The organism is Vibrio sp. Vb1755, assembly GCF_033338635.1.
GTDB classification, from domain to species: Bacteria; Pseudomonadota; Gammaproteobacteria; order Enterobacterales; family Vibrionaceae; genus Vibrio; species Vibrio alginolyticus.
The window spans coordinates 184385-199648 of sequence record NZ_JAWOTA010000004.1; the positions used below are offsets into that span (position 1 = coordinate 184385).

15 protein-coding genes are annotated in these 15264 nt (G+C 45.7%); 12 read left to right on the top strand and 3 right to left on the bottom strand.

All coding sequences use genetic code 11. The annotated features are described in order from the left end of the window. The first annotated feature begins 30 nt into the window (after positions 1-30). The 5 genes from R7E00_RS06495 (at position 31) to R7E00_RS06515 (ending at position 5681) form a co-directional block, all read left to right on the top strand. Entirely contained in the window at positions 31-1863 is a 1833-nt protein-coding gene (locus R7E00_RS06495; protein WP_064354167.1) for a sensor histidine kinase, read from the top strand. Positions 1864-1888: 25 nt separating this feature from the next. Beyond that, a complete protein-coding gene (locus tag R7E00_RS06500; RefSeq protein WP_064354166.1) occupies positions 1889-2491 on the top strand; it encodes a response regulator transcription factor in 603 nt (200 codons plus the stop codon). A 102-nt stretch (positions 2492-2593) separates the two neighbouring features. Then, positions 2594-2992, top strand: coding sequence for a hypothetical protein (locus R7E00_RS06505; protein WP_005376702.1), 399 nt, complete (start codon positions 2594-2596; stop codon positions 2990-2992). A gap of 65 nt (positions 2993-3057) precedes the next feature. Then, positions 3058-5169 carry a protein-disulfide reductase DsbD family protein gene (locus R7E00_RS06510; RefSeq protein WP_262606216.1) on the top strand — a complete coding sequence of 704 codons (2112 nt, stop codon included), beginning with the start codon at positions 3058-3060 and terminating at the stop codon, positions 5167-5169. Then, positions 5166-5681: a protein disulfide oxidoreductase gene (locus R7E00_RS06515; protein ID WP_238843898.1), complete on the top strand. Its 516-nt coding sequence runs from the start codon at positions 5166-5168 to the stop codon at positions 5679-5681. The genes R7E00_RS06510 and R7E00_RS06515 overlap by 4 nt, the downstream gene beginning before the upstream one ends. Positions 5682-5730: 49 nt before the next feature. On the opposite strand, the gene R7E00_RS06520 is transcribed toward R7E00_RS06515, so the two are convergent. Further along, the gene (locus tag R7E00_RS06520) at positions 5731-5952 is read right to left on the bottom strand and encodes a hypothetical protein (RefSeq protein WP_064354163.1); all 222 of its coding nucleotides are present in this window, start codon (positions 5950-5952) and stop codon (positions 5731-5733) included. Between the two features lie 423 nt (positions 5953-6375). Here R7E00_RS06520 and R7E00_RS06525 point away from each other — a divergent pair, with 423 nt between their 5' ends. From R7E00_RS06525 to R7E00_RS06555, 7 genes are all read left to right on the top strand, one after another. Further along, positions 6376-7188, top strand: a complete 813-nt coding sequence (locus R7E00_RS06525; protein ID WP_005385788.1) for a TIGR02594 family protein — start codon at positions 6376-6378, stop codon at positions 7186-7188. A gap of 2 nt (positions 7189-7190) precedes the next feature. Beyond that, positions 7191-7625 carry a hypothetical protein gene (locus R7E00_RS06530; protein WP_017821643.1) on the top strand — a complete coding sequence of 145 codons (435 nt, stop codon included), beginning with the start codon at positions 7191-7193 and terminating at the stop codon, positions 7623-7625. Between the two features lie 217 nt (positions 7626-7842). Continuing rightward, the gene (locus tag R7E00_RS06535) at positions 7843-8976 is read left to right on the top strand and encodes an efflux RND transporter periplasmic adaptor subunit (protein ID WP_064354161.1); all 1134 of its coding nucleotides are present in this window, start codon (positions 7843-7845) and stop codon (positions 8974-8976) included. Continuing rightward, positions 8969-10240, top strand: coding sequence for a TolC family protein (locus tag R7E00_RS06540; protein ID WP_191115999.1), 1272 nt, complete (start codon positions 8969-8971; stop codon positions 10238-10240). Before R7E00_RS06535 ends, R7E00_RS06540 begins: the two co-directional genes overlap by 8 nt. After that, on the top strand, positions 10237-11451 hold the full coding sequence (locus R7E00_RS06545; RefSeq protein ID WP_149192479.1) for an ABC transporter permease: 1215 nt from the start codon (positions 10237-10239) through the stop codon (positions 11449-11451). The genes R7E00_RS06540 and R7E00_RS06545 overlap by 4 nt, the downstream gene beginning before the upstream one ends. Before the next feature lie 2 nt (positions 11452-11453). Next, entirely contained in the window at positions 11454-12737 is a 1284-nt protein-coding gene (locus tag R7E00_RS06550) for an ABC transporter permease (protein ID WP_258481864.1), read from the top strand. 22 nt (positions 12738-12759) lie between these two features. Next, positions 12760-13461, top strand: coding sequence for an ABC transporter ATP-binding protein (locus tag R7E00_RS06555; protein ID WP_141135643.1), 702 nt, complete (start codon positions 12760-12762; stop codon positions 13459-13461). Between the two features lie 65 nt (positions 13462-13526). On the opposite strand, the gene R7E00_RS06560 is transcribed toward R7E00_RS06555, so the two are convergent. Together R7E00_RS06560 and R7E00_RS06565 are read right to left on the bottom strand one after the other, a co-directional pair. Further along, positions 13527-14210: a topoisomerase I gene (locus tag R7E00_RS06560; protein ID WP_262606217.1), complete on the bottom strand. Its 684-nt coding sequence runs from the start codon at positions 14208-14210 to the stop codon at positions 13527-13529. A 75-nt stretch (positions 14211-14285) separates the two neighbouring features. Continuing rightward, the gene (locus R7E00_RS06565; RefSeq protein ID WP_005376731.1) at positions 14286-15203 is read right to left on the bottom strand and encodes a leukocidin family pore-forming toxin; all 918 of its coding nucleotides are present in this window, start codon (positions 15201-15203) and stop codon (positions 14286-14288) included. Positions 15204-15264: the final 61 nt, after the last annotated feature.

Here is a 15264-nt window from a genome sequence, read left to right on the forward strand (position 1 = left end):
CACTCTCTTGACGGAACGATTCGACTCATCATGAAAAAAGCACTGTGGCTTCAGCTTTGGATTCTTTGCTTAGTTGCCTTTGCATCTTTGGCTCAGGGCTCAGTTTCTGAACAAGCAGATCTGCAAGGAATGCAAGAGCAAAAAGCAGAGCAGCCACAGGTCAAGCAAAAAGTCGAAGTGGGCGTGTTAGCGATACGCGGCCATCTTTATGCTGAGCAGAGATGGCAACCGACCATTGATTGGCTCAATCAGCAAATTTCCGATGTGCATTTTGTTCTTCATCCCCTTAACTTGGATGAAATGGGCGAAGCGGTGAAGTTTCAGACCATGGATTTCATCTTAACCAACCCAGGTCAAGCAGTGCGGTTGGGCAGGCAATACGCGCTGTCGTGGATGGCAACGCTAACCAGCAGAGCACCACAAAACTCGAATTACGGAATTGGTTCGGCGCTTGTGGTTCGAGCCAATTCAAGTTATCAAACGGTGCAAGATGTCTCAGGACGTCCCGTTGCGGCGGTATCAGAAAAAGCCTTTGGTGGTTATCTAACGATGCGCTATCAAATAGTCAAAATGGGGCTTAATCCAAACGATTTCTTTTCCGATGTCCGCTATCTTGGTTTTCCTATTGATGCCAACCTGTATCAATTACGTGATGGCAATGTGGAAGCGGCTGTCGTCCCTGCTTGTTTATTGGAACAGATGTTAAGTGAAGGGCTTTTACAACCGGGTAATTACCGAGTTTTAAATCAACAGCCGAACGAGCGCTCGTTATGCGCTGTTTCCACACCGCTTTATCCTAACTGGTCATTTGCCAAAACAGAGCGCGGCTCAGCTCAGATTGCCAAACAGATTGCGCAAGTATTGTTAGCGATGCCACCTGAACACCCTGCGGTTATTGCGGCAGGCGCGTCAGGTTGGACGTCCCCCGTCAGCTTGCTGAGCATCGACAAACTTTATCAGGCGTTGGATCTCCATCCGTTGCAACAACCTTGGTGGAGTGAGGCTCTACGCTGGCTGCGTAGTCATCAAGAATGGGCATGGGCGCTGTTCATGTTTGTGATTGTGTTGAACGCGTACCACTTTTGGCTTGAGTATCGATTTAGCAAGAGTAAGCAAGCGTTGGAGCAGACATCGTTACGATTAAAAGAGAAAAGTGAACAGTTAGAACATTCACAAAGGGTCGCGATTGTCGGAGAAATCGGCACTAGTCTTGCTCATGAACTCAATCAGCCACTGGCAGCCATTCGCAACTATAGTGAAGGCGGTTTACTTCGCTTGGCCAAAAAGCGCCCTCATGAAGATATTGTCCCTGTACTTGAGAAAATACAGGGCCAAGTTGAAAGAGCCGATGCAATTATTCAGCGATTAAGAACGTTGATTCGTAAGCGCAGTGTCGACAAAACGTCGTGCGATCTTCAAGTACTCATTGATGACACGATTGAGTTACTCCATTTTCGGATGCAGAAGCAAAACATTTCTATTGTGGCCAGTACAGAAGGGAACATTCGTCCGTTACTTGTCGATGCAGTTGGCGTACAACAGGTTTTAGTTAATGTGATCAGCAACGCGATTGATGCGTGTACTTTGTTCCAAGAGAAATATCACTCATCAGGTTATCAAGGTAAAATTGCCCTGCATTGCGATTACCAAGTCAATCAACTTTCCATTCGAGTGTTAGACAATGGTACAGGGTTGCAGCAAGAGAATCCGACTCAAGCATTTGTGAGTAGCAAAGAAGAAGGGCTTGGGCTAGGGTTAGCCATTTGTCGCGATGTGATGGAAATGCATGGTGGCGAGTTTGTCATCAGCTCGACAGCACCACATGGTTGTTTGGTTGAGCTTGTGTTTCCATATCAAAACTAATCTGAACTAGGCATAGGAGCATTCAATGAGCAGCGGTGAAAAGCAGCTACCTGTTTTTGTAGTCGATGATGATGAATCGGTGCGTGACTCGCTCGCTTTTATGCTGGAAGAGCATGATTTCAACGTGACGACTTTTGCTGATGGGCAATCTTTTCTCGATAAAGTGGACATTCATCAAGCCGGATGCGTGATCCTTGATAGCCGAATGCCCAACCTTCGTGGTCAGCAAGTGCACCAAGTTTTAAATAAAGCCAACAGCCCGTTGGCCGTTATTTATCTGACAGGGCATGGTGATGTTCCGATGGCGGTCGATGCATTGCAAGCTGGGGCGGTCAATTTCTTCCAAAAGCCAGTCAAAGGCGATGAACTGGCACGAGCCATTTTACAGGGACAGGCGCAGTCTGCCACAAACCTCGATATGGCAGCAGCAAAATCGGCTTATGAATCGCTCACACCTAGAGAAAAAGACATTTTGCGTTTGATCATTGAAGGAAAACGCAACATTCGTATTGCTGACGAACTTTGCATAGCAATGCGAACGGTTGAAGTACACCGAGCCAATCTATTGAAGAAGTTCTCGGCAAAAACCGTCGCAGAGTTGGCATATATTTATGGCAGGCTAGATTAAAGCTTAGCGAGTGAAGCCTCTTAAGGTTATTTAGAGGATACAACTTGAGCTTTATGACGACTCGCGTATTATCTTCTTCGTTCTTACTTTATCTGAATTCTTATGAGTTTGTTGACTAAACGACATCACACGCCACATAAGCGGGCAAAATGGCTACTGGCGATTATTGGCTGGGTGGTCGTTGTGTGTCTGATGCAAAATTCAGGCTTTGCATCGTCATGCTCTATGAAATATGAGACGGAATCGCCTGCGGTTTCACTTGCTGATGAGCGTTCGAGCGTCAAGTCGATTGATACTAAAGAAACTAGCAAGTGCGAATTGTCTGAAAAGTTAATTCAGTTTTCTCAACATCAACTCGATGTATTTATTGTTGTTCTGTTTGTCGGTCTTTTTGCTTCGGCAATTTGGTTGTGCAGTGCCTATATTGGTGCGCAACATTGGACGGAACCGATAGGCCGTAAGTATCGAGTCCATCTGACTTTCTGTGTGTTCCGAGAATAAAAGCGTGCTTTCTGACCACTAGCGTCAGTTATTTAGCACCTTTGTCTTTATAACTAGGAATCACTATGAATCAAATTACTAAACTGACTCAGTTTGCGTCCATGTTTTTTATGACGCTTGCTTTGAGTTTGCTCTCTCTGAGTATTTCAGCTCAAACTACTGATACAGGTTGGCTAACCAACCCACAACATCCTCCAGTGCAAACGCGCTTTGTGCTCACTGGTCAACAAGATCCGCAAGCCAAAACAATCACTGGTTATCTGGACGTCAAGTTGGCTGGGGACTGGAAAACTTACTGGCGTTCACCTGGTGAGGGCGGCGTAGCACCATCTATTGATTGGCAAAATTCACAAAATTTATCCAAAGTGGATTGGCAATGGCCGCACCCACAAAAATTCGAACTATTAGGTATCGAGACTCTTGGGTATAAAGGCGATACTTTGTTCCCCATGACGCTGCACGTCGAAGACATGTCCAGACCTGTCACGATTGATGCGGTACTGACACTTTCTTCTTGTACGACGATTTGTGTGCTGACCGACTATCAAATTCAATTGACGTTCTTGCCTTCTGATCTAACAGTCGATGAAGACGTGATGTTCAGTTACGCTCAAGCAGTGAGTAACGTGCCGCAGCCATCGCCGTTTATTGATGTTACTCAGGCGAGTTGGGATGCGAACCAATCGAAACTGCAAATCAAGCTAAAGAACAGTCAGGGTTGGCAACAACCACAAGTGCTGGTGGATGGTGTCGATGAAGCAACGCGAGACTATAGCTTCAAGCTTGAAGGAATGCATCAAGAAGGAAACATCGTCACCGCGAGCTATATCGTTGATACTTGGCTGGGCGATGTGGAGTTAGATGGTCAGTCGCTGTTTGTGACCATCAAAGACACCAATTTACTAGCAGAAGAAACCACTCAAGCAACTGCTGAGGCAATAGTTGAACCGTTGCCGAGCACGTCTCTAACGAGTGTTTTTCTATTCGCGTTGCTCGGCGGTTTAATTCTTAACATCATGCCTTGCGTTCTTCCGGTTTTGGGGATGAAGCTAAGTAGTATTGTTGCCGCTCAAGGTATCGAGCGTCGTCAAATTCGCGCTCAGTTTGTTGCCTCGTCACTTGGTATATTAACGTCGTTCTGGATTCTCGCTGGTTTTATTTTGGTGCTTAAGCTAACAGGTAATGCCATTGGCTGGGGCGTGCAATTTCAAAGCCCTTGGTTCTTAGGTTTGATGGTGTTGGTCACCACTTTATTTGGGGCAAATATGCTGGGGCTGTTTGAAGTCCGTCTATCATCGGGTACCAATACATGGCTGGCCTCGAAAGGTGATAACTCCCTAGTTGGTCACTATGTTCAAGGTATGTTTGCCACATTGCTTGCGACGCCTTGCTCCGCGCCTTTTCTAGGAACGGCCGTGGCGTTTGCCTTGGGTGCCGACGTATTAACGTTATTTGCAACCTTTACAGCATTAGCATTGGGTATGGCACTGCCTTGGCTCTTAGTCGCTGTGTTTCCAAATATCGCGCTGAAACTACCAAAGCCTGGCTCGTGGATGAATGTCGTTAAAATCGTGTTTGGCATAATGATGCTGGCGACTAGCATTTGGCTACTTTCATTAATGGCAAATCATGTACCGATGTTATGGATTGCACTTATAGCTGTGGTTGCTTTTGTTGTAATGATGGCAAGAGTTAAGAAAGTGTATGGTGAGAAAGCGCTTGCTGTATCCGGAACTGCGTCATTAGTGTTGATAGCTGGTGGCTTATTACTTGGTAGCGTCACTGCCGACCAATGGGCGACACCGCTTCCTGAGGACTTAGCGTGGCAGAAGCTTTCTAACTCGGCGATTGAAGATCACGTCAATAATGGGCGAGTGGTGTTTGTTGATGTAACGGCAGATTGGTGTGTCACGTGTAAAGCGAACAAGATCGGTGTGATCTGGCAAGATCCTGTCTACTCATTGCTGCAAAGCCCTAATGTAGCGACGTTAAAAGGGGATTGGACACATCCGGACGGCTCGGTAACTGACTTTTTACGAGCTCATGGGCGTTACGGTGTGCCGTTTAACATCGTCTATGGCCCGGCGGCGCCACAAGGTATCCCGTTACCTGTTATTCTGACTGATGATGTTGTTTTAAGCGCGGTGAAACAAGCGAGTGGGGGAACCATTCAATGAGTTCGACAAAGCAGCGTAGAACATTCCGATATTGGCTCGTTCAAATCGTACAGATGGTGCTCATTGTCACCGTCATTTCCATCGCGATGGATTGGTATCGCACTAAAGATATTCCTAAACAGGAGTTACCACCATTGAGCTCCGTATTGAGCGCTGGTGAACACTTCGATGCCATCGCGCAAAGTTATGAACAACCTGTCGTTGTTTATTTTTGGGCGACTTGGTGTCCCGCTTGTAAATTTGTAAGCCCAAGCGTGAGCTGGCTGAGTGATTACTACACCGTAGTTGGCGTTTCTGGATCGTCGGGACCGAATGAGCGTGTGGCGCAGTTTATGAGGGCAAAAGAATATCGTTTCGAAAACATAAACGATCCTTCAAGCGATATTATGCGTGAATGGAAAATTAGCGTGACCCCAACCATTTATGTTTTAAGAAATGGTGAAATTTCCTCCGTCACAACTGGCGTTACTACTCCGATAGGAATATTAGCGAGAATTTGGTTAGCTCGATAACGCAATAACAATCCGATATTCAAAATATTGAGTATCGGATTTTTTCTTTTTATTTTCTCGCTCTAACGGGAATAATAATGTGTGCGTATGGCATACCATTCCACATCTCGTATGGGCCATCATAACTTGAACCGGTTGGTCGAGAATCGAGCAACACTTGGTCTAGGGTAATAATCATCATGTGTGGTTCTTCCACAATCCATTGGTTATCGTCCGTTATTCCTTCTGAAAATGGGTCGGTGTTATTGGCGCCGCCATCACCCGCTAACATGCCAAAAAGTACAATTAACTGAAATGAAATTAGTTAAATAGTCAGATTAATAAATCAAAGCTCAATTTAATAAAAAATTAAAGTTTAATAAATTTAATTATAGATTGACCTTAAAAAGGAATTTTATTTAAATTTAAAATAGTAATTGATAGTTTCACTATGTTAATTTAAGTGTTCTCTTATAAACATTTTTCGTCTATTAATACGCATGGTTTAAAACATCTGGCTGTCCTGTTTTGAAGCGTGACCAAAAGATGCTAAATAGATGTTTTTAGTGATATGAGCTGAGTTTATTTGTAATCTATATTTTCAACACCTAATTTCCCTCGTATGGCTAATCGTATAAAACAACATTTTATCTTTATTGTTGTCACGCTAAAGCGTACTTTCTTAATTATATGATTAGTTATAAAGGTAACGAGAATGGGATTAAAAATCCGGGGCTCTGTTGGTATAAATGGCACTAATTCGAAAAATGATGTTAAAGCAGTTCAACAATTTTTAAATGATAACCAAAAGAGAATAGGTTTTACCCGACTGTTGGTTGTTGATGGCTCGTTAGGGCGGAGTCCTCATTTGTCGAAAACAGTAGAGGCAATAAAAGTGTGTCAGCGTAAGCTACTTTATATGGTAAAGCCAGATGGTCGGATCGATGTAAATGGTAGAACTCATCGTAAGCTCAATGGATTACCATCCTATAGCTCAGTGAAAAATGATCCTCATGATGCTCAAAAACTAGTAACCAAAGTACCTTGGATGAAAACAGCGTTGGGAGAAATTGGACAAAAAGAAGTTTCAGGCACTAAGGCCAATCCAAGGATTTTAGAGTATTTTACAGCATCTAAGTTCTGGGGCACTGATGACTCTGGAGGTCAAAATGCTTGGTGTGGTTCGTTTGCCGCTTGGGTTTTTAAACAACACGGAATCACTCCAGTAAAAGAAGCTTATCGAGCAAAGGAGTGGAAGGGTTTTGGTAAAAACATCTCAGAACCTATACATGGAGCTCTAGGGATTAAATCGAGAAAAGGTGGTGGGCATGTTGCTTTTGTCGTGGGAAAGAGCCCTGATGGTAGGCATTTGTACATGTTAGGAGGAAACCAAAGCAACCAAGTCAATATAGCAAAGTACTCTATTGATGTCTGGGACAAGTTCGTAGTACCGAGTAACTACGATGAAACAAAAGGTACTTTACCTGTATATACAAAAGGCTCTGTCTTAGCAGGAACGGAAAGTTAAATATGAAGAAATTTATAAGTTTGCTAGGCTGTGTGAGCTTATCAGCTTGTGCTTCACAGGGAGTGTACTCTCAGAATGAGGTACTCAAAGATGCGATATTTCAAACGCCCTATTCTGCAGTGGTGAAAATTACAGGTTTTGAAAAGTTTGCTGAACACGAGGAAGATGTTCTCTTTAAAGTTCAAGCAGAAGTGATTCAGAAACTTCGTGGAGACGTTGGGTCTGAGATTACTTTCAGTATGTATGGCGAGCTAGGAGATGAGCCCAATATACACAATGATCCTGTCATTCTCACACTATGTCGTGATAAAGATACATATTATTGGCCTGGAACGGGGGCTGAGTTTGGGGCTAATCAAGAGAACATATTAAACGCTCAAGAAACAGCTGCTCACTTGGATACAGATCAGCGCCATTTTGCACATTGTTCAGAATGAAAAGGGTGGCGGTTGAAACGAGCGGTTACAGAGCTTGTTAGTCGCCATCGTAGACAACGTCTTTGCTGAATGATTCTTTAGTTTTTGATTGTCAGAGCCGACTGACAAAACCATACCAACTGTGACAACCAAACCGCTATTAAAGCAGGATATTATTCCTTCAACTTTGTGTTTTAGGAGTAGTCATTAGACTACCCAATAATTGTTGGAATAAATAATGACGAAACGTTGGTTTGTCTCCGCTGTGAGCTTCGCGCTGCTCGGCGGTGGTACGTATTTCTATCTCCAATCTGCTGCTCAACCAGAATTGCTGCCTACATTGATTGTGGAAAAAGGCACGATTGAAAAACAAGCGGTGGCTGTTGGTAAAATTGTCCCTGCACACTCCGTGTCTATCAAGTCACAAATCGACGGTATCGTCGGTGAAATTTACGCGAAAGTTGGTGAAAAGGTGAAGCAAGGCCAACCGCTGATCAAAGTGCGTCCAAACCCAACCCCCCAAGCATTAACGGATGCATCGGCAGAACTCATGCGTAGCGAAGCCGATCTGGAATCCGCCAAACAAAAAATGTCCAACTTAGAAAGCTTGGTCAAGCAGGATATTATTCCAAGTAACTACGACGAATACGTAAGTGCGCGCTCGGCAGTCAAATCTGCGCAAGCGGACGTATTGCAAAAGCGCCAGAATCTCGAACTCATCCGCAGTGGTGAGGCGTCGATCGGCGATGCGCGTTTAACGTCGACGATCTACGCGCCAATTGATGGCACGGTACTCAACCAGAAAGTTGAGGTCGGAGAGCCGATCATTTCGACTCAATCAAGCCAAGCCGCGACTGAAATGATGTCATTGGCCGACATGAACAGTCTGATTTTTAAAGGTAGCGTCAGTGAGCATGATGCTGCGCAGTTGTCTCCGGGAATGCCCGTTATGTTGACGGTTGCGCCTTATCCTGATGTGGCGATTTCTGGTGTGCTAACCAAAGTGGCGATTCAATCTGAGAACCTCAACTCACCAGAGGGCAATACCTCGGCAAAAAGTTTTGATAACGGTTTTGAGGTTGAGGTGGGAGAACTCAAGATCCCACAAGATGTGTTGCTTCGTTCTGGTTTTTCATCGACGGCTCAAATCATTCTGAAGACTTCTGAAAACGTGCTCACGCTACCGGAGCGCGCTCTGCAATTTGATGGTGACGCACCGAATGTTCTGATCCCCGATAGCTCAGAACAAGGGTTTCATAAACAACCTGTGAAACTCGGTCTGTCAGATGGCATCAATGTCGAAGTGCTTGACGGCGTGGAGCTTGATGAAGAGGTTATCGACAACAGTATGATGGGAGCGGTGCATGGTTAAGCTGCAACGATCAACAATCGCCTTTGCATTGTTGGCTGCCACGCTCAGTTTGCCGACCTACGCAATTTCTATTGAACAAGCTTGGCAACAAGCAAAGCAGAACGATCCAAATTACGAAAAAGCGAAAATCGGCGTCCAGCTTGGCGAGGTTGGCGTACAGAGTAGCCGCAGTGCGTTATTACCGGGTTTAAGTGCTAGTGCGTCAGCGGATTGGAATGAGTCCTCAAGCCATTCCAACAGTTACGGTGCTACCTTATCTCAAACTATTTGGGATAGCAGTTTGTGGTCGGAACTGGATCAAGCGAATGCCAATTATCTCAAAGCACAGTTAGAGCTATCTCAATCGCATAACGAGCTTGCGCAGAAGTTTCTCACTGCTTACCTAGATGTGGCAAGCGCACAGGGCGACCTCAAATTAGCGCAGTCCAAGCTGGAAGAAGGGAAGGAGCTTCTCAACATCATCGAGAAACGCTATCGAGCAGGCAAAGTGAAGTCGGTTGATGTCGAAGAAATGCGAGCGAATCAAGTTTCTGAGCAAGCAAGTATCCTCAATGCAAAAGCCGATCTCGAAGTGAAAAAAGCAGAGCTTGCCGCGTTAATCAATCAAATGCCGGAGAGTGTCGACCAAATTCGAACGGATTCTTTAATTCAGCCGCCGATGTTGGTGGACTCCCAGGAGCAATGGCTAAAGCTGGCGAAAGACAGCAGTCCAGAGCTGTTGGTGGCGGCGCAGATGGTGAAAGCGAGCGAGTTCGCGAAAGATTCAGCTAAAGGTGGATACTACCCGACCGTCAAAGGCAGTGTGGGCTACAGCGATGGTGACAATCGTTCAAACGGCGAGTTTAACGCTGGGATTAGTTTGAGTTTGCCGATTGACCTCAATGGTGCAGTGCGAGCGAAAGTGGACGAAGCATCGTTGAACATTTTAAGCACCAAGCAAGATATGCGTAGAGTGGAAATTGATATTCAGAAACGAGTTATTCAGCAGTTTACGCGGGTCGATATCAATTGGAATCAAGTTTTAATAGCGAATGAGCTGGTTGAGTCGCGCGCCAGAGTGTTGCAAAGCAAAGAGAAACTTTACGATGCTGGCCTGCTTGAAGTGTCGGAAGTTATCAGTGCACACAACAGCTTGTTTGAGGCGAAAAACAGTCTGCAAACCAACTTGTACAGCTATTGGCGTAAGAGAATCGGCTTACTGCAAACCGCAGGGAAACTCGATGACGATACCATGGCGTTGATCTCTCGGGCTTTTCATTCATGAGCAGCCTGTTGCAGCAAACTTGGCAAACGTTGATGGCGCACCGCATGAAGAGCGTGCTAGCCATTATCGCGATTGCTTGGGGCGTGATCTCTGTGGTGGTGTTAATCGCACTTGGCGAAGGCTTTTATCGCCATCAGACCCAGTCGTTTTCATTTATGATCAACAATGTGCAAGTGGTGTTTCCATCGAGCACCAGTAAACCGTGGCAAGGATTACCTTCAAGGCGACAAATTGATATTCCACAAGAAAAAGTCGACATGATCAAACAGTCGGGCTTCGTGCAACTGGCGTCGAGCGTTTACGCCAAATGGGATGCGAATATCACCAATCTCAAAGGACAGAATTTATCGAGTACGGTCAGCGGTATTGATACGTCTTACTTTCCTTTAATGCAACGCAAGCTGCAATCCGGTTCGAGAAACCTGTCACCAAGTGATATGGACAACCACACTCGCGTGGCGGTGTTAGGCGATCAAATTGCGCAAATGGGTGGAATCCAAATCGGGGATAGGCTCAAAGTCAACGGCATTCCGTTTTTGGTGATTGGGATAACCGTTGGTGAGGACACTGGCATTTCATTCGGCGATAGCCGCACGGTTTTCATTCCTCAAACAACGTACCGCGATTTGTGGGATGCGAAACCTTGGATGGTATTGATGAAGCCGAGAGAAGGGATGGATGCATCGTCATTTCGACAAAATATCGTGAACTTTTTCGCCAAGCAGCTTCATTTTGACCCAAGTGATAAAGATGCGGTCGAATTACCCGATTTTAGTGAAGGTGCGGCGGTCATCAGTGGAATTTTGCGTGGCATTCAGATTTTTCTCGGAGCGAGTGGCGCGATGACCATGGCGGTCGGTGCGCTTGGCGTTGCCAACATCATGTTTTTATCTGTCACGGAGCGCACGCGTGAAATCGGTGTGCGTTTGGCGATCGGGGCGACTCAAAAATCCATACTCAGTCAGTTTATTCTTGAGGGGCTTATTTTGGTAGCCGTGGGCACGGCATTAGGTCTGATGTTTTCGTATGCCGTGGTATCTGTCTTAAGCAGCATGGCATTACCGGAATGGATTGGTTTGCCTGTGATCACGCCAGATTCCATTGCTTGGTCTTTACTTGTGACGCTTATCTTGGCATTGATGGCATCGTATTTCCCAGCAAGGCGAGCATCGCGTCTCACGCCAGTCATTGCTTTGAGTGCGAGGGCCTAGTCATGTTGTTACCGATGAGACAAATTTTCCAAGAAATGGCTGCAGAAAAGCTGAGATTGGGTTTGACCATTCTGGCTGTAGCGTGGGCGACCCTCTGTATCGCTGCTATGTTGGCGGTAGGTGAGGGTATTCGTCAGGGCGTATTGAAAACCGCACAAAATGGTAACGGCAACTTGATTTATTTGACCGGAGGGATGGCCACCGTCGACCACGGTGCTTTTCACCAAGGTAAATTTCTGACATTAAAAATGGACGATTCAGAGGTCGTTCGAGCGTTACCCGATGTAAAAAGTGTTGCGCCAACTGCGAAGTGGAAAGAGCGCATCACCGTTGGTGATAGAAACTCATGGCAAGAGCCGTTAGCGGTCACGAGCGAGTTTCAATCCATGACCAATTTGGTGCCGATGGCGGGGGGGCGATGGTTAAATCCACTCGATCAAAAAGAGACGCGCAAAGTCGTTGTACTGGGTTATGAACTGGCAGCCGACTTATTCAACCCGAATGAGGACTTTAGTTGGTTTGCGACAGTCACATTGCAAGTCAACCCTGTGGGGAAAAAGGTAAAAATCGGCAATGAGGAGTTCACCGTTGTGGGCGTATTGGAGAAAAACAGCGCTCAAATAGAGCTGGGGGATCTTATCAACTATTCCAGCTTTGTGCCGTTAGCGACGTGGAAGCGATTTCATGTCAACGGTGAAATTGGTGGCATCAATGTGCAGCCACAAGCGAATGTAGACCGAGAAACCTTAGCAAAGACGATAAGGCAAGTGATTGCCCGTAAGCACGGGGCAAGTGTCAGCGATGAGCAGATCGTCCAAGTCGATGATATGTTCCTTAAGCAAAAGAGTATGCAGCAGTTCCTGATAGGTTTGCAGAGTTTTCTTGGCATTATCGGCTTCGTGACGTTAGCTGTTGCTGGCGTTGGCATCGCCAATGTGATGTATGCCACCGTAAAGCGATCTACGCGTGATATCGGCGTGCGCATGGCAGTCGGTGCAACCCCAACGGCCATTCGCATGCACTATTTAGTGCAGTCTTTATTGACAATGTTGATGGGGGGCGCGCTTGGGTTAGCCGTGACGTACGCGCTGGTGTCTGCCATCAGCTCCATTCCTTTAGAGGGCAATGCCTTTTATGAACAATTGGGTAAACCTGTCCCTGAGTTGTCGTGGGTCGTTGTCGCGATTGTCATCCTCACCTTAATGATCATTGGTGTGGCCTCGGCATGGTTACCTGCAAACCGAGCCGCAAAAGTCAGCCCGTTGGAGGCGCTACAAAGTGAATAACAACAATAACTCTGGAGAGAACATGTCGAAGCCGCTTGTTGAGCTGACCAACATCTGCAAATATTACTCAAGCGGGGAGGCGGAAGTTCGCGCGCTAGACGGCGTTGACTTAACCATTAATCAAGGCGAGTTTCTTTCGATTCTTGGCCCGTCCGGTTCAGGCAAATCAACGTTGATGAACATGCTCGGTTGTTTAGATAAGCCCACCGATGGCGAGTACCAACTTGGCGGCCAAAACGTCGCAAGTTTAAGTGCGAATGACCTAGCTGGCATTCGTAACCAAAAGATCGGGTTTGTCTTCCAAAGCTTTAACTTATTGGAATACGCGACGGCGCTCGATAACGTGGCGCTGCCGTTGGTTTACTCTGGCATCAAAGGCAAAGAACGTCGCCAGCGCGCCGCCAAATTGCTAGAGCAAGTCGGGCTAGGGGATCGTTTAGACCATAAACCAACCCAGCTTTCTGGTGGTCAAAAGCAGAGAGTTGCGATTGCAAGAGCCTTGGTCAACGACCCTCAAATCATCCTAGCTGACGAGCCAACCGGCGCGCTCGATTCAAAATCTGGTGCTGAGATCGAAGCTCTGTTCAACCAACTCCACGCCGAAGGCAGAACATTGATCATCGTGACGCACGATAACGCCCTCGCAGAACGCACCAAACGCATCATCACGATCAAAGATGGCAAGGTGATTTCGGATAGAGCGCCGGTAAGTAGGGAGAGATGAGCTTTTCTTAATTGAGAACTGAGTTTTAAGGGAAATAGCGATACAGAGGCTATCTCCCTTTACTTTTATTCGCGATGTTCGCTTTGTCTCTCTTTTATCAAGTCATGCTTTTGTTCTTTAAGTAGAGTGATTGCGAGCTTAGTGTCCTCAATCAATTTACTGTTATCGTTGAGATCTTTGCTCTTCAAAGGCAAAACTAGATAATGAATGCTGCCATCTGCATTCTGTACTCCGGTAGCGATGATGACATCACCTTCAGACGCCGTACCAAAATACTCTGATACGACTTTGGTTTCGCTGACACCGTAGCTATCCAAATAGGATGACTCCGTATTGTCAAACAAGATAGGACCCCCTTGCTTAGCTAATGTTCGCAATTGTTTTTGCTTTTTCTCGTCGAATGGATAGTCGGTCGTACTGATGTAACTTACCTGTTCAGCTTCAATAAAATCGTACAGTTCATTGCTCAGTTCATTTAATGGGGCAGATATCCAAGGTGTAGCTGGAATGACGTCGGAAGTATCATCATTGCGACTTAGTGGTGTTGGAGCGGTAAGAACCTCTTGAGCAGCATCGCTCTCAGGAGGCGTTACACTTATTGTCGCAGCGTCTTCTGTCTTGATTTGCTCATCAAGGCTTGCAACAGGTTCGGTCTGGGCATTCTTGTTATTTGAATTAATTAGAAATATGGCGAGTACTGCACCAAGTGCTAGCGCCGATCCAGTCAAGAGTTTTTTGTTACTTGTCATGTGTCATGTCTTACCGTTTATTTCATTAGTAAATATAGCGGCCACTTATTTATTCCGTGGCCGCAGGCTAATAAGTTAGTGGTAGAGATCGTCATTCCAAGAGATAGTTACGGCTCGGCTAGTCTCTGTCCATTGACTGCTATCACGATTTTTCTTCCAGGTATTTTCTGGAGTGGTATACCAGCTACACCAGTCGCGACCAAAGTAGTAATTGGTTTTTCGCCAACCAGCAACCAGCTTGACCTCTGATGTATCTAGGCCATCTTGAATGTCATTTTTTCTATATACGACGCCGACTTGTGGTTTAAAATCTGAACGCATAACGACAGGTAACTCATTGTAATCAATCAAATTACCCATGTCACAACTGGTCCAACGATACAATAACCAGTCTTTAGCTGGCGTATTATGGCGGATAGTCTTGTTTTCAATTAACCAATTAATGCTTTCGTTAGCTTGGTTAAAATCGGCAACCGTTTGAAACTCTGGCTGGTCGTACGTTACACGGTTGCTCCAGGAGATTCCCCCACTAATATTTGGAGAAGTAGAAGCACTGAATCCAAGGTTAAAATCTAGCGACTCACTGACAGATGCCGTTGCAATGGTGTTTTCTGGAGCATGGCTCATGTGGCGTAAAGGGGCGCCATTTAAATAGCTCAGTGCCAGCTTAAAAGCCGTTGGAACGGTGTAACGGTAATCTCCCCCAGTAGCAAAACCATAGATTTGTTCTTTGTTTGGAACATTAGTCATGTCGAAGCCAGAACCGCCATTTAGGATCAACTTGGCTTCTTTAGCGCCATTTGGTAGCAAAGATTGGTTCCAGACATTTTCTAAAGAATAAATTAAGCGGATTTTTTTCGAGCGTGCATCACCATCATCAAGCTGAAGCAATGTCGAAGTGTAAGATTTCAATGTATCTTCAGCATGTGCTGGTGCTAAAGAACCAAGTAAAGCGAGTGCGATAATACTCGCGGAAAGATGCTGTTTTTCCATTATTTTTTCCTATTAGTCAGCCCATAAAGACTTTTGTTTTAAACCATCTTGATGGGCACTT